At 39.1% G+C, this 23,370-nt stretch carries 17 protein-coding genes, 3 tRNA genes and 1 other RNA gene; 13 read left to right on the plus strand and 8 right to left on the minus strand.

Annotation, left to right across the window (positions count from 1 at the left end; genetic code table 11):
* Positions 1–155 precede the first annotated feature (155 nt).
* From dnaA to WBF63_RS04650, 3 genes are read left to right on the plus strand one after another with little or no spacing between them, the layout of a single operon-like run.
* The gene (gene dnaA / locus WBF63_RS04640) at positions 156–1,586 is read left to right on the plus strand and encodes a chromosomal replication initiator protein DnaA (RefSeq protein ID WP_424368536.1); all 1,431 of its coding nucleotides are present in this window, start codon (positions 156–158) and stop codon (positions 1,584–1,586) included.
* Between the two features lie 10 nt (positions 1,587–1,596).
* Positions 1,597–2,031, plus strand: coding sequence for a low molecular weight protein-tyrosine-phosphatase (locus WBF63_RS04645; protein ID WP_424368537.1), 435 nt, complete (start codon positions 1,597–1,599; stop codon positions 2,029–2,031).
* Positions 2,028–2,732 carry an SAM-dependent methyltransferase gene (locus WBF63_RS04650; protein ID WP_424368538.1) on the plus strand — a complete coding sequence of 235 codons (705 nt, stop codon included), beginning with the start codon at positions 2,028–2,030 and terminating at the stop codon, positions 2,730–2,732. The genes WBF63_RS04645 and WBF63_RS04650 overlap by 4 nt, the downstream gene beginning before the upstream one ends.
* A 5-nt stretch (positions 2,733–2,737) precedes the next feature.
* On the opposite strand, the gene WBF63_RS04655 is transcribed toward WBF63_RS04650, so the two are convergent.
* On the minus strand, positions 2,738–3,571 hold the full coding sequence (locus WBF63_RS04655; protein WP_424368539.1) for an OmpA/MotB family protein: 834 nt from the start codon (positions 3,569–3,571) through the stop codon (positions 2,738–2,740).
* Positions 3,572–3,683: 112 nt separating this feature from the next.
* Entirely contained in the window at positions 3,684–4,142 is a 459-nt protein-coding gene (gene lysM, locus WBF63_RS04660; RefSeq protein ID WP_424368540.1) for a peptidoglycan-binding protein LysM, read from the minus strand.
* 192 nt (positions 4,143–4,334) lie between these two features.
* Between lysM and WBF63_RS04665 the strand changes: the two genes are divergently transcribed.
* On the plus strand, positions 4,335–5,369 hold the full coding sequence (locus WBF63_RS04665) for an asparaginase (RefSeq protein WP_424368541.1): 1,035 nt from the start codon (positions 4,335–4,337) through the stop codon (positions 5,367–5,369).
* Positions 5,370–5,483: 114 nt separating this feature from the next.
* Positions 5,484–5,570, plus strand: a tRNA-Ser gene (locus WBF63_RS04670).
* Between the two features lie 444 nt (positions 5,571–6,014).
* Here WBF63_RS04670 and WBF63_RS04675 read toward each other — a convergent pair.
* The 3 genes from WBF63_RS04675 to WBF63_RS04685 form a co-directional block, all read right to left on the minus strand.
* Positions 6,015–6,422: a lipocalin family protein gene (locus WBF63_RS04675; RefSeq protein WP_424368542.1), complete on the minus strand. Its 408-nt coding sequence runs from the start codon at positions 6,420–6,422 to the stop codon at positions 6,015–6,017.
* 76 nt (positions 6,423–6,498) lie between these two features.
* A complete protein-coding gene (locus WBF63_RS04680; protein WP_424368543.1) occupies positions 6,499–7,848 on the minus strand; it encodes a serine hydrolase domain-containing protein in 1,350 nt (449 codons plus the stop codon).
* An 88-nt stretch (positions 7,849–7,936) separates the two neighbouring features.
* The gene (locus tag WBF63_RS04685) at positions 7,937–8,695 is read right to left on the minus strand and encodes an RNA methyltransferase (protein ID WP_424368544.1); all 759 of its coding nucleotides are present in this window, start codon (positions 8,693–8,695) and stop codon (positions 7,937–7,939) included.
* On the opposite strand from WBF63_RS04685, the gene WBF63_RS04690 reads away from it, so the two are divergent.
* The 6 genes from WBF63_RS04690 to WBF63_RS04715 all read left to right on the plus strand — a co-directional run bounded on the left by WBF63_RS04690 (position 8,677) and on the right by WBF63_RS04715 (position 14,042).
* Positions 8,677–11,295, plus strand: coding sequence for a BamA/TamA family outer membrane protein (locus WBF63_RS04690; RefSeq protein ID WP_424368545.1), 2,619 nt, complete (start codon positions 8,677–8,679; stop codon positions 11,293–11,295). The genes WBF63_RS04685 and WBF63_RS04690 overlap by 19 nt on opposite strands.
* A 51-nt stretch (positions 11,296–11,346) precedes the next feature.
* Positions 11,347–12,417 (plus strand): class II fructose-bisphosphate aldolase, encoded by a 1,071-nt coding sequence (fbaA, locus tag WBF63_RS04695; protein ID WP_424368546.1) that lies wholly within the window; start codon positions 11,347–11,349, stop codon positions 12,415–12,417.
* Positions 12,418–12,457: 40 nt separating this feature from the next.
* Positions 12,458–13,324 (plus strand): acetyl-CoA carboxylase, carboxyltransferase subunit beta, encoded by an 867-nt coding sequence (gene accD, locus WBF63_RS04700; RefSeq protein ID WP_424368755.1) that lies wholly within the window; start codon positions 12,458–12,460, stop codon positions 13,322–13,324.
* Between the two features lie 49 nt (positions 13,325–13,373).
* Positions 13,374–13,446, plus strand: a tRNA-Gly gene (locus WBF63_RS04705).
* A 30-nt stretch (positions 13,447–13,476) separates the two neighbouring features.
* Positions 13,477–13,561 (plus strand) — tRNA-Leu (locus WBF63_RS04710).
* Positions 13,562–13,628: 67 nt separating this feature from the next.
* Positions 13,629–14,042 carry a hypothetical protein gene (locus WBF63_RS04715; protein WP_424368547.1) on the plus strand — a complete coding sequence of 138 codons (414 nt, stop codon included), beginning with the start codon at positions 13,629–13,631 and terminating at the stop codon, positions 14,040–14,042.
* A gap of 50 nt (positions 14,043–14,092) precedes the next feature.
* Here the strand turns inward: WBF63_RS04715 and dnaK are convergent, their stop codons facing one another.
* Positions 14,093–16,003, minus strand: coding sequence for a molecular chaperone DnaK (gene dnaK / locus WBF63_RS04720; protein WP_424368548.1), 1,911 nt, complete (start codon positions 16,001–16,003; stop codon positions 14,093–14,095).
* Positions 16,004–16,195: 192 nt separating this feature from the next.
* Between dnaK and rnpB the strand changes: the two genes are divergently transcribed.
* Together rnpB and WBF63_RS04730 are read left to right on the plus strand one after the other, a co-directional pair.
* An RNA gene (gene rnpB / locus WBF63_RS04725) (RNase P RNA component class A) lies at positions 16,196–16,520 on the plus strand.
* 91 nt (positions 16,521–16,611) lie between these two features.
* Positions 16,612–16,866, plus strand: coding sequence for a hypothetical protein (locus tag WBF63_RS04730; RefSeq protein WP_424368549.1), 255 nt, complete (start codon positions 16,612–16,614; stop codon positions 16,864–16,866).
* Between the two features lie 53 nt (positions 16,867–16,919).
* On the opposite strand, the gene WBF63_RS04735 is transcribed toward WBF63_RS04730, so the two are convergent.
* Both WBF63_RS04735 and WBF63_RS04740 read right to left on the minus strand, forming a co-directional pair.
* Positions 16,920–22,502 carry an alpha-2-macroglobulin family protein gene (locus WBF63_RS04735; RefSeq protein ID WP_424368550.1) on the minus strand — a complete coding sequence of 1,861 codons (5,583 nt, stop codon included), beginning with the start codon at positions 22,500–22,502 and terminating at the stop codon, positions 16,920–16,922.
* 52 nt (positions 22,503–22,554) lie between these two features.
* The gene (locus WBF63_RS04740) at positions 22,555–23,355 is read right to left on the minus strand and encodes a hypothetical protein (protein WP_424368551.1); all 801 of its coding nucleotides are present in this window, start codon (positions 23,353–23,355) and stop codon (positions 22,555–22,557) included.
* Between the last annotated feature and the right edge of the window lie 15 nt (positions 23,356–23,370).

Below are 23,370 nucleotides of genomic sequence, written 5' to 3' on the forward strand. Positions count from 1 at the left end.
AAATCATTACAAAGATATTTTGAAAAAGTCAATACCCAATTGGTTTTTTTTACTAAAAAATTATGAGCATTTTTGCTTTACCAAAAAAAGCGCCTATATTAGTAGGCCAATTACTTTTTTTAACATAATCTTAAAACAAAAAGATCTACAAAACTATGGGAAAAACTGCTGAATCGGTTTGGAAAAATTGCTTGAAATTTGTTAAAGACAATATTCAGGAACAAGCTTTCAAAACTTGGTTCTCACCTATTCAACCAATTAAATTAAACGAAAACATTTTAACCATCCAGGTTCCCAGTAAATTCTTTTATGAATGGCTTGAAGAACATTATATAAAATTACTGAAAATTGCTCTGCAAAAAGAGCTTGGAAAGGATGCTAAATTGGTTTACAGTATCGTCATGGATCAGAAATATTCTGGTAAAGATCCTTACACGGTAAAAATCCCTAGTTCAAACAGAGAAAAAATACAACCTCAGGAAATAGATGCACCACTGCCAATTGACAGTAAAAAGGTGAAAAATCCTTTTATCATTCCTGGGCTTCAAAAAATAAAAATCGATTCCCAACTTAATATTTCCAATAATTTCAATAATTTCATTGAAGGGGAAACCAACCGATTGGCGAGATCGGCAGGTAAAGCCGTGGCCAAACGTCCGGGCGGAACTTCCTTTAACCCATTGTTCATTTATGGAGGAGTAGGTTTAGGGAAAACGCACCTTGCACACGCAATCGGGTTGGAAGCAAAGGAAAATCATCCCGATAAAACGGTTTTGTATGTTTCAACTGAGAAATTCACACAACAGTTTATCGATGCGGTGCAAAGCAATAACCGGAATGATTTCATTCATTTCTATCAGATGATTGACATTCTGATTATTGATGATGTCCAATTCCTTTCCGGTAAAAAAGCAACTCAGGAAGCATTTTTCCATATTTTCAATCACCTGCACCAAAAAGGAAATCAGATCATTCTGACTTCCGATAAACCGCCAGTGGATATTCAGGAAATGGAGCAACGATTGATTTCCCGTTTTAAATGGGGACTTTCTGCAGATCTTCAGGCGCCTGACTATGAAACCCGATTTGCCATTCTGAAACACAAAGTGGAAAAAGACGGAATCGAAATTCCGGAAGAGGTAATTGATCACATTGCCAAAAGTATCAAATCAAACGTACGTGAACTGGAGGGATGCCTGAATTCTATCATTGCACAGGCAACCCTGAACAAAAAGGAAATCACACTTGAACTGACGCAGAAAACACTGGTAAACTTCATCAACAATACACGGAAAGAAATTTCCATTGATTATATCCAGCGATTGGTAAGTGATTATTTCAAAATCCCTTACGATCAGATTCAGTCCAAAACGCGTAAACGCGATGTGGTACAGGCAAGACAATTGGCGATGTATTTTGCAAAGAAATATACAAAAGCTTCTTTGTCGAGTATCGGTTCACAGATTGGAAACCGTGACCATGCTACTGTGCTTCACGCTTGCAAAACCGTGAAGAACTTGTCTGAAACTGACAAGGTTTTCAGAGGTTATGTGGAAGACCTGAACCGGAAAATTACCGTAGAATAAATTCATAAACATGAAAATTTTAATGGTCTGTCTGGGAAACATTTGTCGCTCTCCTTTGGCAGAAGGCATCCTGCGTTCCAAACTCAATGATAAATTCACCATTGATTCGGCCGGTACGGGTCCATGGCACATTGGGAAATCGCCCGACAAACGTTCGGTTTCAGTTGCAGAAAAATACGGAATAGACATCAGTACGCAACGTGCGAGACAATTCAGTGCAGCTGATTTTGATAAATTCGACCTGATTTTTGTAATGGATGAATCAAATTATTCTGATGTTTTAGCACATGCAAAAAATGATGATGAACGAAAGAAGGTCAGGTTGATACTGGAAAATCGCGATGTTCCCGATCCTTATTTCGGGGAAGATGACGGATTTGAAGAGGTGTACAGACTTTTGGAAGAAGCAGCCGACAAAATCGCTCAAGAATTAGAATCCGAATGAAGTCCAAATTATATTTGATTCCAAGTTTACTTGGCAATGATGATGCAGCGAGAAGCCTGCCGGCTTATAATCTTGCGATCATTAAAAGCATTAGAATTTTCGTTGTTGAAAATGAAAAATCGGCTCGAAAATTTATCAAAACCGTTTTGCCCGAAAAGAAACAGCAGGAACTTGAGATTCATATTCTGGATAAAAATACCAGCGGAGAAGAACTCCATGAACTTTCCAAATTATTCAAAAGAGGTGAATCCATCGGGATTATTTCAGAAGCCGGATTGCCCGCAGTGGCTGATCCGGGCGGTAAATTGGTCAGGCTTGCGCATCAAAATCAGGTTCAGGTAATTCCGCTTGTGGGACCTTCGTCCATTTTACTTGCTTTGATGGCTTCTGGGATGAACGGTCAACAGTTTATGTTTCATGGGTATTTGCCTATTGATAAGTTCGAACGAAAAAAAGTCATTCAAAAATTAGAGGCGGATAGCCGTAAAAATAATTGCACCCAGATTTTTATGGAAACGCCCTACCGAAATAATCAAATGTTGGAAGATTTGATTAAATTCTGCCAACCTTCTACTTCGGTCTGTGTTGCGGCGAACATTACAATGGATGACGAATTCATTTTGACTCAAAGCATTAAAGAATGGGCACAAAAAAAGACGGACTTTCATAAAAAGCCCGCCATTTTTTTATTGGAATCCTAATTAGATTAATCTACTTCAGGAGCTTGTCCGATTAGTTCCATAAACTCGTCTAACTGAGGCGTAATGATGATTTGTGTACGACGGTTTTTGGTACGTCCCTCAGCTGTTGCATTTGAAGCAACCGGATTGTATTCACCGCGTCCACCAGCAGTCATACGTTTAGGATCAACACCGTGGTCGTTTTGAAGCGATTGAACAACTGATGAAGCACGTAATGCACTCAAGTCCCAGTTGTTACGGATGTTAGGTCTGTTGATTGGAACGTTGTCTGTGTTACCTTCAATGATTACGTCATAATCTTTGTAATCTTTGATAATTTTGGCAATTTTAGACAAAGTTTCGCTTGCTGCAGAGCTGATTTCATAGCTTCCTGATTTGTAAAGCATATTGTCTGACAAGGAAATGAATACAACTCCTTTCAACACCTGAACGTCAACGTCTTTCAATTCTTCACGGCTTAAAGAACGTGTAAGATTGTTGGTAAGAACCATGTTCAGGGAGTCATTTTTACGGTTGATTTCCGTTAAATGTTTGATATACTTGTTTGATGCGTTGATTTCGTCCACAAGTTTAGCAATGTTGGCACCGCCTTGCTTGCTACCGGCAAGACATTCTGCAAGCGCGTTTTGCAAAGAAGCCAGATTGCCTCGTTCAGAACGGATTGCGTCTTCTAAACCTTCAATTTTGGATTTAGCTGCAGCCAATTCGGTTTGACAACCCTGATTTTCTGCATACACACTGTTAAATCTGTTTTGTAGTTCATCGTACTTCTTTTGAGGTACACAACTCACCACGATGAGAGCGGCAAGCGTAACTACTGATAAAATGGATAATCTCATAAGAACTTTATTTATTAAACTTTTGGTTACAACGTTAAATTGTAGGTTTTAGTTCATCGGTTAGGAAAGAAAAACAGAACTCCAGCGCTAAACTGAAGTTCTGATAATATTTTTATCCTTGAGGCGGAATATATAAAACCTGTCCCGGATAGATTTTGTCGGGATCTGAAAGCATTGGTTTGTTTGCTTCAAAGATTGTGTGGTATTTGTTGGGATCACCGTAAACTTCTTTTGAAATTTTTGAAAGATTGTCACCGCTTTTCACTGTGTACATGGTTTTTGAAAAGTCGGGCATTTCAAATTTCAAAGGTTCGATAAGCGCTAAATTGTCTTCAACATTATCAACACCATCCACATTTCCTGCAGTTGCAAGGATTTTTTGTTTTTCGTCAAGATTTTTGGCAGAGCCGCCAACAGAGATACTATCGCCATTTGCTGTAAAGGTAACTTGCGATAAATCAAAACCATATTTAGATACATGGTCTTTTACTTTTTGTGCTTTTTCTTCCGGAGTTTCATTTCCACCGAAGATTTTTTCACCAGCATTTTTGATGAATGAAAATAATCCCATAATTTATAATTTTTACTTGGTTAATAGTGGGATAAAGTTATACAATTATTATTCCACAACTTTTAAATATTCTATAAAATTTCTTAATATTTTAACAAATTCTTTCGTTAATGCTGATTCTTATGTGTTTTGGTATTTTCATCTTGCAGAGAAATAACTAATTCTATAACTTGCCGGTTGCTAAATATAAAAATGAGAACCAAAATTTTATTGATATACACCGGCGGAACCATTGGGATGGCCAAAGATTATAGTTCGCAGTCACTCAAGCCTTTTGACTTTGAAAATCTAATCAAACACATTCCCGAGCTTAGTTTGATTGACAGCGATATTAGTTTTACCGGATTTGAAAAACCCATAGATTCTTCCGACATGAATCCCGGACATTGGGTGCAACTCGCTGAAATAATCGAAAAAAACTATTCTCAATACGATGGGTTTGTCATTCTTCATGGTACAGATACCATGGCTTATTCCGCGTCTGCTCTCAGTTTTATGCTGAACGGATTGCAAAAACCGGTAATTTTCACCGGTTCGCAACTTCCCGTAGGAGATTTGCGCACAGATGCCAAAGAAAATCTGATTACTTCGATTCATTTTGCTTCCCTTCAAGAAGACGGAAAGCCCAGCATACGGGAGGTTTGTATTTATTTCGAATATAAATTATTACGTGCCAATCGCACGACCAAAATCAGTGCGGAAAATTTTGACGCCTTTGCCTCACCGGACTATCCTGATTTGGGCGAATCGGGGATTCGCTTAGATGTGAGAAAACATGTATTGCGCTTTGAAGAGGAGTCCATTGCTTTTTCGGTCAATAAAAGATTGAACACCGATTTAGGTTTGATGAAAATCTTTCCGGGAATGTCCCGCGAATTCATCGAAAATATGTTTGCGACAAAAGGAATGAAAGTGATGATAATCGAAGCTTTCGGATCGGGCAATATTTTTTCTTTTGATTGGTTCAAAGATTTGTTGCGGAAAAGAGCAGAGGAAGGCTTGCTGTTTATTATTAATTCCCAATGCGCCGGAGGTATGGTGGAGATAGGACGGTATGAAACCAGTGATATTTTCAAGGAAATCGGAGCGATAAACGGTTTCGATTTGACGACAGAAGCATCTGTGGCCAAAACCATTCATTTATTGGGACAGGATTTAAGTGCGGATGAGTTTAAAAAACGTTACGAAACAGATTTACGGGGCGAACTGACATATTTGACACAATAATAAGGTTGATTTGATATAATTTTATACATTTGCCAACCTAAACAGAAAGGTGTCCATCCCGATAGCTATCGGGAGGTTGAAGGGCTTAATTCTTCGTAATTTCACCTATAAAATAGAGAGGTGCTCGAGTGGTTGAAGAGGCTACCCTGGAAAGGTAGTATACGGGTAACTGTATCGAGGGTTCGAATCCCTTCCTCTCTGCAGAAGGAGAAAAGAATAAGTTTTCAAAATCTTCTAAAATTTTCAAAAACCCTGTAATAACAATAGATTACGGGGTTTTTTGATGAATCAGCTATCACAAAATTTTCAAAAGCAATCAAAATTTAACTGCATTAATCGTGGCAATTCTTCCAACCGAAAAATAACCGCCACGATTTGGTGTGTAATTCATTAAAATATAAGATGTTAAGCAGTTTAATATCTTGATTCAAAGACATAATATTTAGAAATTTATAAACCATAAATATTTAAAGTTATGTTGGAAAATAGTTTTGCAATATTATTTTTTTTAAAAGGAATCAAAAAGAAACTCCCAATAGATTTATTTATTTGAGAGTTACAGTGGACGGAATTGCAAAGGAAATTTCGATCAAGAAGGGGAAACTTATAATTAAAAAATCCCGCTGAATTCAGCAGGATTCTCATTTATAATTTTATGAATTCATCTATTCGGTATTCACCATCTTCATAATTGTATTTAATATGAAATTTTGAATTTTCCAGGAGCAAAAGCTCAAATTCATCGGTCGAATCTCCCCATTCGGGATCTACATAAACCAATTTTAAGATATCTCCCGAAATGATCCAATTTCCTTCTCCTTCAATTTCTGAATTATATCTTTCTGTAAAAGTTCCGTCAGCTCTAAACTCCAAAGTGACGGGTTCATTGGTTGTGTGCCACTCGCTCTCACTTAGAAAACTGTCTATATACGCATTGTACTTCCAAGTGCCAACGATTAAATTTACTTCGCCCGCATTGTCGTCATCACTTGAACAGGCAGTGAACACAAACAAAATAGAGAGAATGGCCATAAAAAAACTTCTGTTTCTCATAATATTGATTTTTAAAATAATTGTTTACTAATTATGAGAATTCATGAAACTAAATGATTTGTCAGAGTTAAGGATTTTATTTTCTCCCTTTCTTCAGCTTTTCGTTTTTTGCTTTCAGGGAATCGACTTTTTCTTCAAGGTTTTCCACTTTGTCTTTCAGTGTTTTTTGCTTTACGCTGTCCATTTGTTTTTCAAGGCTTTTAAGCGAATCCTTGCCGTTGCCTCCGTTTCCCGCATCGGGGAACTGGAAAGGATAATCGCCGAAGAGGCTTACCAGTCTAAAGGTGCTGTAAATCGTTCGGTTTTTGCGGTTGCCAAGTGAAATAATGGTGGCTTCATTATCAAAATCACGAACGTAAGTTGTGTTATTGCCATGCCACCAACCGTTGTGGTAAAGGATTTTCCCGCCGTCGTCCCATTCCATAAGTCTGATTCCTAAGCCATAGTTCTTCACGCCTTTGGCTTCATAACTATAACCTTTCCATGCTTTTTCTTTCAGCTTTTTGGGAAGGAATTTTTCTGAATACATGGCGATGTCCATATTGAGCAGATCGCGCGGTGTCGAATACACATTTTTGTCGCCATAGGTTACATCCAGGTGGTCATATTTCCATTCGCGGCCGTTGTTGTAATAAGATTTTGAAACCTTTGCGGAATCCTTTGCGAATTCCATTACGAAAGTGTTTTTCATTCCCAGCGGATTAAAAACCATTATTTTCATGGCTTGGGGATAGGAAAGTCCGGTTAGTTTTTCTATGATCAGCGCCAGCAAAACGAAGTTTGTATTGTTGTAGGAAAAGTTTTTCCCGGGCTGACTTAGTGCTTCCGGTTTTTTATTGACCAGAATATCGAGTACATCCTGATTGGTAATTTTTTTGGTGTTGTCCCAATAATTTTTATCGTCGGAAAGGTGAAGATAGTTCGGAAGTCCACTTCTGTGGTTGAGTAAATCTTCGATTCTCACATTTTCATAAGGAAATCCGTTCAGGTATTCCGAAACTTTGTCGTTGAGGTCGATTTTATCGTGTTCCACCAGTTTGAGAATAGCAAGTCCGGTGAGGACCTTTGTGATGGAAGCAATGTGAATCGGGGTTTCTGCAGTGACAGGAATTTCTTTTTCGATATCTGAAAATCCGGAGTATCCTTCATAAATAATCTGTCCGTGCTGAGCGACCAAGAAGCCGCCGCTTACTTTGTTGTGAAGCCAGAAATCATTGTAGAATTTATCAAAAAAACGGTATTTATTAGCCTTGTCAATCAGATCTATTTTTCCGAATTCATATTCTTTTGACCAGTCCAGCGAATCGTATTTTGGAATGGTATCGTTTTCATTTTCTGAATTTTCCGTCGGATTTTTATCGGAATTTTTACAATTGAATAAAGCAAAGAGTATCGAGAGAACTAAGATCCAATTCCATTTTTTCATTTCCGTTTTCTAGTTTGTCGTGTGTGTTAAACGTCCAAATTAATGGAAAACTAAAAAAGAAAACAAAAAATTAACTTTTTGCTAAGAATTATTTTTTGAAGTTTTGCGAGGCGCTTTGACTCAAAATAATTGCCGTTGCCATTGCGACATTCAGGCTTTCAGTCATTTGACTTTTTCCGAATCTTGGAATGCTGATTTTGTCGGTCATAAAGGAATTCAATTCCTCAGAAATTCCATTGGCTTCATTTCCCAGAACGATGGCTGCATTTTTTGGAATCTGGGTTTCATAAATGTTTTCGCCTTTCATAAAAGTTCCCAAAACCGGATTTTTATAATTTTTGAAGAATTCGTTCAAGTCGGTATAATTAATTTGAACACGCAAAAAAGAACCCATGGTTGCCTGAATCACTTTGGGATTGTAGAGGTCAACTGTTTCATTTGAACAAAGAATTTGTTCAATTCCAAACCAATCTGCCATGCGGATGATGGTGCCAAGATTTCCCGGGTCACGCACATCATCAAGTACCAGAATGAGTCCTTCTGTTTGGATGGGTTTTTCATCGGGGATTTCGCACAAAGCCAGTACGGTATTGGGTTGTACGAGCTGACTTATTTTTTTGAGTTCGTTTTCTGAAATTAATTCGATCAGATTTTCATCAGGAAAAACTGAAGGGTCGGTCGAGAAAATTTTATGAATTTTCACGGGACCATTGCGGAGTTCGCCGATGATTTTAACACCTTCAACAATAAACTTATTGTATTTTTGCCTAAATTTTTTTTTGACCAAGGAATTGATTAGCTTGGTTTCATTATTGGTAAGCATCTGAAATGAAATATCTAAATGCAAAGATAGTATTATTCGTTATTCTGGTATTAATTGCCTATAGCTGTAATGTCACAAAAAAAGTTCCCGAAGGGGAGCACTTACTTACCAAAAATGAATTCAAATTTGATGAAAAAGAAAAACCTTTTAAATCCAATCTTCCTGATTATGTAAAACAACGTCCCAATGGGGGGGCTGTTTTCGGCTTTTTTCCTTTTAAACTGCTGATGTATAATTCGGTGCCTGCTAAATTTGATACTGCTTTTGCGGAATATTATGACTTGACCAGAAAAAGGAGAACCCAGGAATCACTTGATAGTTTACTATCGAAAAATGGCTTGGAAGAATACACGGGAAATTCACTCTGGTGGAAAAGATTCAGGTTTAATCAGGGAGAATCGCCGGTTTTGATTGACACGGCGATGTCTTCATTTTCTGAAGAAAATCTTGAGAATTATTATTTTGATCGTGGTTATTTTGATGCTGCCGTAAAGTCCGAACATGATCTGGACAGCGCTGCAAAAAAAGGGCAGGTAATTTATCATATCAATCCGGGTGAGGAATCGATAATCGAAACTTATAATTATTCTATAAAAGATAGTGCAGTGCTCAGGCATTATGAAACCTTACTGGGAAGAGGTTCTGAAATTAAAGCGGGCGAACGGTACGATATGGATAATTTTATTGCCGAACGGGATCGCATTGTTGAATATTTAAAAAACCGAGGCTATTATCGTTTTAACGATGACGGACAAGCCATAGAATTTACGGCCGACACGACTTTTACCGATAAGCAAATCGATGTGACTTTGCTGATTCCGTCTGAGAGGAATGATTCCATCAAAGCCAAAGAAACTTTTGCTAAATACCGTTATGGAACGATTCATATTTATCCTGATTCTAATCCGGTTCCGGATGGACAAATGCCGCCGGTTTATTTTGATACGATTTTTGACGGATATCATTTGCATTATGTAGATCCGAAAATGAAATACCGTCCGAAATTTTTCACAGATGCAATTGTGTTGAGAGATTCCGCACTTTACCGACAGATTTCGGAAAATCAAACCAAAAGAAATATTTCCAAAAGGGAAGGAATCAACCTGACTTCTTTCCAAAATGAAATTGATACCGCAATGTTGATTCAGAATGACAGTGTTTTGAATGTGAATATGTGGTTTCGTCCCAAAAAGAAGTACGATGTTTTTTACGGAGCCGAACTTTCATGGTCTGAATTCATGAATTTCGGGGTTTCGCCGCGTGTGTCGCTGGTGGCGAGAAACTTGTTCAGAGGTGGTGAGAATCTGGAAACAACGCTTCGCGGAACTCTGGGAAATGTAAACAAGAAGTTTACTGATGACAAGAGTTTTTTCAATGCATTTGAAATGACCTTTCAGACCAAACTCGGTTTTCCTTATTTATTATTTCCACTGAATACAGATCGTCTTTTTCCCAAACGTTTTTACAAACAAACCGATTTCCGGATGGGAGCTTCAGTTCAACGGAACATTGGAATCGGCAGGGTGACTTATTCAACAGGTTTGGATTATAATATTTCTTTCCGCGATACGCATTCGCATATGCTGAGTGTATTGAACACAGAATTTGTCTATAATATTCAGAAAGAAAATTATTTCAATGTATTTGAAGGCGACAATAATATCAAAAACAATTTCTTCAATAATCATTATTTCATGTACAATCCCGGGGCAGCGATTCAGCACTACCAGGGAACTTTGTCAGATGAAGATGTTATCAATATGATTTACAATGACCAAGCTTTCCTGAATACATTGGAAGGCCAAGGGCTGGAGGATTTATCGATTTTTGAAAATATGAATTTCAGAAGACAGACCATTACGCAGGATGTTTTGGTGGCTTCTATGATTTATCAGTATACGCTCAATCAAAGTGAACGAAGAAACGTGAAAAATCCATGGTTTTTTAGAGGAAGGGTAGAAGTAGCGGGAAATATTCTGGGACTGCTGGATGATGCTTTCGGATTTTATAAGACCGAAACGGATCAGGGCAAGGAAATGGGATTGGTTTTCAATGTGCCTTATTCGCAATTTGTGAAGTTAGAAGTAGATGTACGTAAATATTTCAATTTGAGTCCGACTTCCACGCTTGCCACCCGTGCATTTGCAGGAATTGTGCAACCGTACGGGAATACGGATTTTGTTCCTTTTGTACGAAGTTATACAGCAGGAGGGGCAAATGATGTACGGGGCTGGGCTGCTGCCACTTTGGGTCCTGCCGATTTTCCGCGGTATGCGGGAGGTGATGATGTCTTTGCGATTGAGCGGTTGAAATTACTTTTCAATGTGGAATATCGTTTCAAAATGATGGATATTTTCCATGGAGCATTGTTTGTAGATGCCGGAAACATTTGGGGAACCGATAAGAAAAATGAGCTAACGCTGTTCAGATTCAATGATTTTTACAAAGAACTGGGAATAGGTTCGGGATTTGGATTGAGAATAGACCTGACTTATCTGATGCTTCGTTTGGATTTTGCCTATAAAATCCACGATCCGAGTTATCCGTTGGGTGACAGATGGCAGTTTGATAATTTCAATATACTGAAACCGCGTCTTGCTTTTGGAATAAATTACCCTTTTTAATGAGAAGTTCTCTATATTTGTACGAAGTTTAAGCACCTTAAAATTTTAGCTATGAGTAGAAAATTCCCGGCCGGAGTTGCAACCGGTTCATTAGTAAAAGAAATCATTCAGGACGCAAAGGAAAATCAATACGCACTGCCCGCATGTAATGTAATCGGGTCGAGTTCGGTGAATGCGGCGATGGAGGCTGCCGTTCAGGTAAATTCTCCGGTGATTATTCAGTTTTCAAATGGTGGAGCGGCTTTCAATGCCGGAAAAGGACTGAAAGGCGATAATCAACTTGCAGCCGTGAGAGGTTCTATAGCAGGTGCTTTGCACATTCATACTTTGGCAGAAGCTTATGGTGCAACCGTAATTTTACACACTGACCATTGTGCTAAAAATCTATTGCCATGGATTGACGGAGTGATGGATGCCAATGAGGATTTCTATCACAAAACAGGTAAAAGCCTTTTCAGTTCACATATGTTGGATTTGTCGGAAGAGACATTGGAAGAAAACATGGAAATTTCCAAAAGGTATCTGGAAAGAATGTCCAAAATCGGAATGACACTGGAAGTGGAACTTGGAATTACCGGTGGTGAAGAAGACGGAGTGGACAATACAAGCGTAGATAATTCACTTTTATATACACAGCCTGACGAAGTGGCATATGTGTACGAACAATTGAAATCGGTAAGCGATAATTTCTGGATTGCAGCAGCATTTGGAAATGTACATGGTGTTTACAAGCCTGGAAATGTGGTTTTAACACCAAAAATTCTTGATAATTCACAAAAATTCATCGAGGAGAAATTCGGAACAGCAAAAAATCCGGTGGATTTTGTTTTCCATGGAGGTTCAGGTTCTTCGCTTGAAGAAATTCGCGAGGCCATCGGTTATGGTGTGATTAAAATGAACATCGATACCGATTTACAGTTTGCGTTTATGGAAGGAGTTCGTAAGTATTTTGATGCGAAAAAAGACTATTTACAATCTCAGATAGGAAATCCGGAAGGAGATGACAAACCAAATAAGAAATTCTATGATCCGCGTGTTTGGGTCAGAGAAGGTGAAGTAAGTTTTAAAGATAGATTGATTCAGGCCTTTGAAGACCTAAATAATGTAGGAAGAATTGGATAATTTAGATAATATATACGATCAGCAAAACGAGAAAAAGAAGATGGCTTGGTTTAGAAGAACAAAGAAAAACATTACGACAGAGCATAAAAAAGATGTTCCAAAAGGTTTGTGGTACAAATCTCCGAGCGGAAAAATCGTTGATACAGAAGAGCTGAAGGCCAATATGTATGTAAGTCCTGATGATGATTTTCATGTGCAGATAGGGAGTCAGGAATATTTCGAAATCTTGTTTGACGACGCCAAGTTCAAAGAACTTGACGCCAAAGTGGAGAGCAAAGACCCGCTGAACTGGACCGATACACAGAAATATAAAGACCGTCTGAAAGATGTGAAAAAGAAAACCGGACTGACAGATGCTCTCCGTAATGCGACCGGTAAAATGAACGGACGTGATGTGGTAATCAGTGCCATGGATTTCAAATTCATTGGAGGATCGCTTGGTTCAGCTATGGGAGAGAAAATCGTTAGAGCGATTGATTATGCACTGAAAAATAATCTTCCTTACATTCTGATTACACAATCGGGTGGGGCGCGTATGATGGAAGCGGCTATTTCGCTTATGCAGCTTGCAAAAGTGGAGGCTAAACTTACCCAACTATCAGATGCGAAAATTCCCTATATCACACTTTTGACCAATCCAACTTACGGCGGAATTACTGCTTCCTTTGGTTCGGTTGGAGATTTGGTGCTGGCAGAGCCGGGTGCATTGATTGGTTTTGCTGGTCCGCGTGTAATCAAGGAAACGATTGGCCGTGATTTACCGGAAGGTTTCCAGACTTCAGAATTTTTGCTTGAAAAAGGATTTATCGATATGATTGTGCACCGAAAAATGCTGAAAAAACAACTTACGGAATCCATTAACATGTTGATGCCCTTGCCGGTAGAAAATACTAAGTCAAAAAAGTAAAAAATATTTGTAAAAAACAGATGGGATTGTTTATATTTGCGTCCCAATTGCGAGAATAGCTCAGCTGGTAGAGCACGACCTTGCCAAGGTCGGGGTCGCGGGTTCGAATCCCGTTTCTCGCTCTATTTTTTTGAAATAAATTAAAGTACCAGGCCCTGGTGGTGGAATTGGTAGACACGCAGGACTTAAAATCCTGTGGACATTATGTCCGTGCGGGTTCAAGTCCCGCCTGGGGTACAACTTTAAGAAATCCTGATAAGAAGTAATTATCAGGATTTTATTTTTTAGCGCAGAATTCTTTCCAATGATATTTAATTATTCCAACAAAAAGCTTTTTACGATTTTCCTGATTCGGCTTGCACCAACGGTTTTATTTTTATTCTTCGCTTTGTTGCTTGGAGAAATTTTTTGGGTCGTGACCATATTATTTTGGATGGAAGCCATCCTCGAAATCATTTACCGATATGTGAAGGGATATGCGAAAATCACTTCTGACGAAATTATTTTATTGGAGAATCTTCTTTTCCGCCGATCGGTACAAATTGAAGATGTTTACCTGACGTTGTCATACGACGACGAATGGGCATTCAGAACCAAGGAGAAAGAAGTCCGGATCAATAAAAAATTCATCAGGAAAAATCAGAGAGCTTTTTTTGATGAGGAACTGAAAAGAATCAGGTTGAGTGTAGAGAAAAAGAAACACCTGATCAACAGATAAAAAAAAGCCCTGGCATTTCTGCCGGGGCTTTTGGTATATGAAACTTTAAATTATTTCACTTCTTCGAAGTCTACATCTTCCACTTGATCACTTCCGGTATCTGAGCCGGAGTTTGCAGTATCTTGTGAAGCTGCGTCTCCCGATTGAGCTTGTTGCTCATTCATAGCTGCATAGATTTCCTGAGAAGCAGCTGCCCAAACCTCATTCAATTTTTCTACTGCCGGGTCAATTTGTGCAATTTCCTGAGTTGCATGCGCTGCTTTTAAGTTAACCAAAGCAGATTCAATTGGTTCTTTTTTGTCAGCCGGGATTTTATCTCCGTAGTCTTTCAATTGTTTTTCTGTTTGGAAAATTAGCGCATCAGCTGCATTAATTTTTTCAATTCTTTCTTTGGCTTCCGCATCTTTGGCCGCATTTTCCTGCGCTTCTTTTTTCATTCTTTCGATGTCCGCATCGCTCAGTCCGGATGAAGCTTCGATTTTGATCGATTGTTCTTTTCCGGTTCCTTTGTCTTTGGCTGAAACATTCAGAATTCCGTTCGCATCGATGTCAAAGGTAACTTCAATCTGTGGAACACCTCTTGGTGCCGGCGGAATGTCCACCAAATCAAAACGTCCGATTTCCTTGTTGTCATTAAACATCGAACGTTCTCCCTGTCCGATTCTCAATGTTACCGCAGGCTGATTGTCTGCTGCTGTAGAGAAAGTTTCAGACTTTTTAGTCGGGATGGTTGTATTGGCTTCAATCAGTTTGGTGAAAACACCTCCCAAAGTTTCGATTCCCAATGAAAGTGGCGTTACGTCAAGTAACAGTACATCTTTCACATCTCCGGTCAAAACACCACCTTGAATGGCAGCACCGATTGCTACAACTTCGTCAGGGTTTACGCCTTTTGAAGGAACTTTTCCGAAGAATTTTTCAACTTCTTCCTGGATTTTCGGGATACGTGTCGATCCACCTACCAGAATTACTTCGTCAATATCAGAAGCAGACAAACCTGCATCGCTCAAAGCTTTTTTACAAGGTTCCATCGAACGACGCACCAAATCATCACTCAATTGTTCAAATTTCGCACGGGTAAGTGTCTTTACCAAGTGTTTAGGACCTGAAGCTGTCGCCGTGATATATGGAAGGTTGATTTCGGTCTGAGAAGAAGCAGATAATTCAATCTTTGCTTTTTCAGCCGCTTCTTTCAAACGTTGCAATGCCATTGCATCTTGTTTCAAATCCACACCTTCTTCGCTTTGGAATTCGCTTGCCATCCAGTTGATGATTACGTTGTCAAAGTCGTCACCTCCCAAGTGGGTATCACCATTGGTTGATAAAACTTCGAAAACTCCATCGCCTAATTCAAGGATAGAAATATCAAAAGTTCCTCCTCCTAAGTCATAAACCGCGATTTTTTTGTCGCCCGTTCCTTTGTCCATACCATAGGCCAAAGCTGCGGCAGTAGGCTCGTTGATGATTCTTTCTACTTTCAGTCCGGCAATTTCTCCGGCTTCTTTCGTCGCCTGACGCTGTGCGTCATTGAAATAAGCGGGAACTGTAATCACAGCACGGCTTACTTCCTGTCCAAGATAGTCTTCTGCTGTTTTCTTCATTTTTTGAAGAATCATCGCCGAAAGCTCTTGTGGCGTATAAGTTCTTTCGTCGATTTCAACGCGTGGCGTATCATTGTCACCTTTTACAATTTTATAAGGAACATTATCGATTTCTTTTACGTCTTCAGAAAATTTAGTTCCCATAAATCTTTTGATAGAAGATATGGTTTTATGTGGATTGGTAACTGCCTGTCTTTTGGCTGCATCCCCAACTTTTCTTTCACCGCCTTCCACAAAAGCAACGATAGAAGGGGTCGTTCTTTTTCCTTCTGCATTTGGAATAACGGTAGGGTCGCTACCCTCCATTACTGCAACGCAAGAGTTTGTTGTACCTAAGTCGATTCCGATTATTTTACTCATCTTCAGTATGTTTTTATAATTTTATTTAAAATGATTTTCCTCTTAAAGTCAAGTTTTATGCCAACGGACGAATTATTCCGATTTGTCAGAATACCGTGACAGATTGACATATTCTTACTTGAATTATGAGTGAGTCAAATAATATTCATGAATTTTCACTGATTCCTAAAAATTAAATGCCGTAAATTTGCAAAAGCAAGCCGCTTTGTCGTCTCGGCTAAGCCGGGAAGGAAAGTCCGGACACCACAGAGCAGCATAGCGGGTAACGCCCGCCGTCTCGGCATAGCCGAGAAAGGACAAGTGCAACAGAAAGCAAGTACAGTTCGGCTGTAGTGAAATCAGGTAAACTCTATGCGGTGCAATGCCATGTATATCGGTCTCCGATTCGTCGGATAGGGCGGCTCGTCCGATACCGAGGGGTAGGCAGATAGACCTCGTTGGTAACAGCGAGGCAAGATAAATGACAAAGATTCGCCGCGGGCGGATACAGAATCCGGCTTATAGGCTTGCTGTTTTTTTATCTAGTTCTTTTTTTGAGAAATTTTGATGTAAGAATATAAATTTTTGTTATTTTTGAGTAATTATAAATCCTTAAAAATTAAAAAATTATGAAAAAATTAATCTTACTTGTAGCTATCGCAGCAGCTCCTGCATTATTTGCTCAGGAAAAAACCTCTGTAAGTGCCCACGCAGTTGATGCAAAATCTGCATCGGAAGTTCAGTCTAAAGAAGAGCGTGCAAAAGCTGAAGCTGTAAAAATTGAAGAAGAGAAAAAAGAAGCTCAGAAAAAAACAGAACTAAGAGCAGTAGAAGCCAAAAAAGCTGAAGGTGCAAAAACAAGAGCAACAGCTACCGCAAAATAATATCTATCATGTTAATAAAAAAAACCGGTGATTTCACCGGTTTTTTTATGCCATTAATTTACCTGAACCCTTTGACCCGGAACCACTGCATAAATGGAATGGTCATACATAGCTTCTGTATAAGTTGCGGGTAGATAATAATTTCCTCTGTATGTGGCATTCAGTAAAATCGTAACCGATTTTTCCTGCGCTGCCCCTAAATCGAGATACGAATAAACCCGGTCATCACGGAAATCCTGATAATTCAGTCCGATGTTCTGAACCGAAGTTGCCTGATTATTGATTCGGGTATTGATAATTTCCCAACCCGATGGGAACATCTGATGCAGAGCCAGTTCTTGGTAATTACCCATCATACCTGGATTGCTGATGGTTACCACACATTTGAAATCGGTTCCCTGAGTGAGTTTCGTCGGATCAATCGGTTGATTGTCCATATTCAGATAAGTGATTTTCATATTCAAATTACTATTGGTCGCCGGAATGTTTTCCTGCATCGAAACACCACTGCGCACCAAATCCACAAATAAAACAGAAGACTGATTGTTTTTTACGACGAATTTCCCCGCACTTTCTGGTAAATCAACATTCACAAAAGCTTTCGAATTATTGATCTGAATCGATTTCCCGTTAATGATAACCGTTGCATTGATGTTTTTATTTGAATTGTTGTTTCCGATGAATTCCGAAATCGCCATCAAAGAATAAGCGGTTGTCTGGGTGCTGTACCAGGAACCTGAATTCAAATTGGAAGCAATTTGGCGCATTAAATTTTGAGCTTTGTTTCGTTCGCCAATTAAGGTCAAAGTTTCCAAAATCATCGAATGATCACGAAGTGAAGAGCCATACGTATATTGGTTAAATTTATATTCTTTTACACTTGTTGCCAGATTACTGACAAGTTTTTTGGCAATATTGGTTTGTCCGGCAAGCTGATAAGCCGCGGAAAGTCGCCATAAAGTAGAAACATTGGTTTTCTTTTCCCGCAAACGGTTCATCAGTCCGAGTTCTGAATTTCCGGAGAGCGTAAGGGTATATAAACGATACGCCTGATCCAGATCGTTGTAATAATAATCTTCGTTATATCCATTCCATTCTTTCGCTGTTTTGCGCTGGTAGCGGATCAAACCCTCTTTGAGTCCGGCCGGAATGCTGTATCCCATATCTTCCGCTTTCAAAATAAAATGGAAAACATAGGAACTTCCCCATCGGTTGGGTTCGCCGCTGCCCGGCCAATAAGCCAAACCACCACTCGGCGTCTGATAGGATTTAAATCTTTTTAAAGCTTCTTCAATATTGTACTGAACTTCTTTTTTCTGTGCTTCGCTCAAATTCGTCAGACGATCGAGGTAAAGCTGAGGAAAAACGGCCGAAGTAATCTGTTCTAAACATCCGTGCGGATACTGAATAAGAAAACGTAACCTTTCGTCCAGATTTAAATTTGGAATGGTCGATAAAACAAGTTTGGTATCAGAAGTCCCGGCCATTCCAAAGGGTTCATAATCACTTGCCCAGCTTTGATTTCCGCTGATTTCTTCGTTGATAGTAAAAGTCATCGGCGGATTAGGACTTCGGACTTCAATTTCGATTTCTTCCGATGTTCTTTCCTTTCCTGAAACCGCCGAAATGCTCAAAGTAGCTTTCCCTAATTTTTCCGGAACTTTTAGTTTGAAGTTGGCAATCTGATCACCGGTTTTTGTAAAGTTTAACTGTTGATTATTTCCGCCTTCAATTCGGATTAAATCATTGGATTTAACCGAAACATTTACATTTTTGATGTTGTTTTCCATTGCGAAAACATTTACCGGCAAAGTAATTTCATCGCCCGGTGTGAGCACACGCGGTAAAGTTGTCAGTGTCATCAAAGGTTGTTTCACGAAAATATTTTTCTCCGAACTCCCGAAACTTGAACCATTTCCTGCTACGACCATCACTTTGACCGAACCGATGTAATTTTCCATTTTGATTTTATGGGATTTATTCTCGCCTTTGTTCAAAGTAAAAGGGCCGAGAAAGGTCACGATTGGTTTAAATCGGTTGATTTTTTCCTTGTTCGTATTGGACAAAGCCAAATCCCCACCAATTGTAAAAACGCTCTCAATTCTTCCACCATAAGCACCCAAAACGTAATTGAAAATATCCCAAGTAGTAACACCGAGTGTTTGTTTTTGATTGAAATAACTGTAAATATCCGGCGTTTTGAAATTGGTTATATCGAGCAATCCTTCATCGACAACAGCGAGCGTATAAGTCATCGGCTTTCCGGATTTTTCTGAAATGGAAACCGAATAATCAGCATTTGGACGAATGGACTCCGGTGCCTGAATGACTGGCGACAGACGCCTTTCAGGGTTTTCAACCGTAATCGGAATGACGCCGTACATTCGGATGGGCATATCGTTTTCGGTCGCATTATGCGGTTGGAGCAAACTGATGTGTACATAGAAATTCGGAGCCATTTCTTCCGTGATTTTGATGCTGAATTTCGTTTGGTCTTTATCGGTATTGATCCATTTTCTTTCCATCACTTTCACGCCGTTTTCATAACTCACGAGCGCACGGCCTTCGACAGAAGAAGGAATGGTAATCTGAGCTGTTTCACCAACTTTGTAAGAAGTTTTATCGGCTTTGAAATTCAAAATTGCAGCACTTTCCGAATTTCCATCTCCACGGCTTCGCCAGTTAGGCCAGTCAATCCAGATGGTTTGTCCGGCGGCGTGACCGCTGTCGGGATCCAGTACGCGAATGAAATAATTTCCATATTCGTCATTGGGAATATTGATTTTGAAACTGCCTTTTCCGTTTGTAGTCGTGATGATTTTTTCTTCTTTCAGAAATTCATACTGACGGTTGACATAATAAGCCAGATCATTCCGGTCTGAATTATACCACCAAGAATTTTTCAAACGGTAAATGAAAACTTTGACTCCGCCTTTTGAAATTGGATTTCCTTTGTAATCTACTGTTGCAACGTTAATGGTGTGTTCTTTTCCGGTTTCCAACATTTGATAATAATCATTATCGGTCGGGATTTGAAGTCCGACGTAAGTGGAGTAGGGCGAATAATCCTTGGTGACATAAGAAGTACTGAAATCTCCGCCGGTTTCAAAAACCTTGGTGAAAAGTCCCATTTTCAACATTCCGGGAGGTGTGATGTCGAGGTTGATATTGGTCGAAATATTGGCTTCGCCATTGGCATTTAATGTTCCGTCAAAAACCACCATCTCCTGCATCGGGAAACTTCGGGAAGGATCACTGAAATGATAATTGGGAAAGGAGCTGAATTTGGTGTTTTCCGAAAAAATATTGGCGGTAACATTGGCTTTGAGGTTTTGAGCCGAGGCTCCGCTGAGCCAATTCGCCTGAATTTTAAAGCCTTGTCCGGTAGAGGATTTGGTAAGAATTTCTTCCGGGAAAATGGTGTTGATTTTCAGTCGGTTGGGCTTGATGGTTTCAATTTTTACCGATTTGTAGAAATTCATTCCGCCGATTTTTACATTGGCCGACCAGTTTCCGGTTTTGGCATCGGGCGGCGTTTCCAGTTCAAAAGTATAAAATCCGTTGAGTGGATTGCTGTTGACTTTTCGCTGCATCAGTTGTCCGTCCGGGCCTTTGAATTCCAAAATGGCAGGCTGATCGTCTGAAATCTGTGTAATGGATTTGTCCATCACAAAGGTCAGATGGATTTTATCGCCGGGACGCCAGACGCCGCGTTCGCCATAAATAAATCCGCCCAATCCGGTGGCGGAAGACTCGCCTTCCACATCAAAATTGGAAAGCGAAAGCGAAGAACCATTGTCCACTCTCACATATCCTTTTTGTCGATTTTTTTCGGCAATGATGAGAAAAGGTTTTCGGTTTAATTTGAATTGGGCAAAACCTTCGCCGTCAGTAGAACCTTCGCCTACCAGTTGATTTTGAAAATCATAAGCTTTGATGTTTACATTTTCCATCGGTTTGGCCGAAATGATATCGGTAACCGTTGCATATCCGTTTCGGTCTTTTCCGGTTTTGAAGTTAATTCCAAGATTGCTCGCCAGAATGTTTTTGCTGACTTTCTTTTCGGAAGTATAATAAGAAACCGTACAAGGATTGTCGCGATCCTGCCAATTGTATCCGTCAGGATAATAATAATCGTAGTCGTAATAATCATAACTGTACATTTCCGAGTCGGTTTCGTAATCGTCAGTTTTTGGCTCAACGGTTGCGAGCATTTCATCTGTATTTTCGTTGTCCGAACAAGGATAGGCTGCAAATCTTTGTTCAAATGAAAATTCTACATTGTAAATAGCACCGGGCTCGGGTTCAATGAATTTGGAAAGTTCGAGCTGGTAAACATTCATTTCGCTGATGTTGAAATTATCGGCGTTTGAAATCGGGATGACTTTGTTCAAAACCTTTTTTCCGACCGGTTTCAGGTTATTGACTTGGTCGTATTGATTGTATTGAAAAAACTGATGGATATTGTTTTCGTAAATTTTTGTGATTTCGACACGAACGGCTTTCAGTCCGACTGCCTGAAAGGGAAGATTGATTTTTCCGTCAGAAGAAGGAATGATATTTCCGTTTCCTACAAATTTTACCTGCGGATATAAATTGATGAAATTGACATTTTCTTTCAGTGGTTCATCGATTTTATTGCCGTAAGCACTGGCAATTCCCGGGAAAATATTGAGTTCATATTCGCCACCAATTTTTTTGGACGTATAAATTTTCAGTTCATTTCCGTTGATAATGGTGGATTTGATGTAATTATCGGGTGTGCTGTCGTAATAATAATCATTGGTGGTTTCGCTTTTGGAAGTCTTTTTAAGTTCCACCAAACCGTCCAGAAAAGCATCGGATTGAAGCGCTTCGGAAAAATTGACTGAAATATATTGTTCGGGATGTGAAACGGATTTGATCTGCGTAATTTTAAAATCGCCTTTGGCCGGAATATTAAATTTCTGATTGATTTTTTTATTGATTTCCAGCGGTTTACCGTCCCATTTCAGAATTAATTCTTTGGTTTTATCGGCTGCATCCAGTCCGTTGATGGTAAAACGATGGTTTTTCTGATTGTCGGAATGTTCCCAGGAAACCGGAAGTTCTTTTCCGCCAAAACTCGCTGTGAGCATTTCATTTACTTGTGAAGAATTGGCAAAATCGGCGGTATAAAGATTTCCTGTGAATTTATAATTTCCCTGTCCGTCTTGTGTGTCCTGAATTCCTTCGAGATTGACGGTAAAATCCTGTTTTTTTGCCTGAAACTGAAACTCAAAAGTTTGAAGTTCGTCGGGGATTTTGGAATAAATCGGTTTTAAATCAAGTTTTCCGGTGTAAATTTCTCCTTGATCGAGTTTTTCATCGGGATGGAATTCCAAAGTGGAATTATCGATTAAATAAGTTTTTCCTTTGATGGAAGGTGAAAATTTGAGAATATCGTTTTTCAAGGATTTGTCTTCGTTGATTTCCAACGGAATATCGGATTGCAAAATGACTTTGATATTGCTTTCGGTAGAAATCAGCCCAGAAGTATAAGCCGAAACATAAGCAGCAAATTCGGGATTGATTTCCATTAACTGTGCATTTTTTTTGGACTTACAAGCTGAAAAAATCAGTAATACGAGAACGGGAAATAAGATAAATTTCTTCATAAAAGAAAGATTTGGATGCAATCAAATTTACTAAAAATTTGTTAGTGAAATGTTAAAACAAATTCAGTGCCAAATAGATAAGCAAGGGCAGAAGAGAGGTTCCTTCGAGCCAAAAAGAATAATAAAAATCGCTTTTCTTTATGGAGGAAAGTGATATGAGTACGAAGGAAATGAGCAAAGAAATAAACCAAGAAATTACAAGTAAATTGAATTCTCTAAATTCCAAATAGAAAAGAAATCCGCTTAAAATCAGACTTAAAAGGGCGAGGATTTTTGAGTTTTTGATGCCGATTACTTGTGGAATTGTTTTCAGTTCTTTTTCGTCAGATGCCGAATCGCGGATATCAAAAGGAATTGTAATGCCGATGACAAATAAAAAAACCGAAAGAAATAATAAAGAATGCTGAAAAACAGCTTGATGTACAACGAGCAATAAACCGATGGAACTTCCTGCCCAGACAAACGCAATCAGAAATAATTTCAGAAAAGGAATTGCGCGTAAACCCAATCCTGAAAAGGGAAGTGAATAACAAAAACTGATAAATCCCAAAACGCCGAGGTAGAGAAAAGTTTTGAGTTCAAACCCACGCAAAAGCACAAAAATCAAAGTTACGATAAGCCCGACGTAGGTCAGGATAATCTGCATTCGTTTTTCGGAATGGAATTGAAAGAATTCGTTTAAAGTTTTGATGCGGGAAAAATTATAAATCGCAAGGGTTCCGAAGAAGACAATTCCCCAAACCGAAAGAATTTTCTCATACAATCCCAGCTGGAAGAATATAAACAATCCGGTGAAACAAAGTGCCACCCAGATGTTGGTTTTGAGTAAATATTTCTCAATGAATAATTTCATTGGAACAAATATACA

The organism is Moheibacter sp., from assembly GCF_049672845.1.
Classification (GTDB): Bacteria; Bacteroidota; Bacteroidia; order Flavobacteriales; family Weeksellaceae; genus Moheibacter.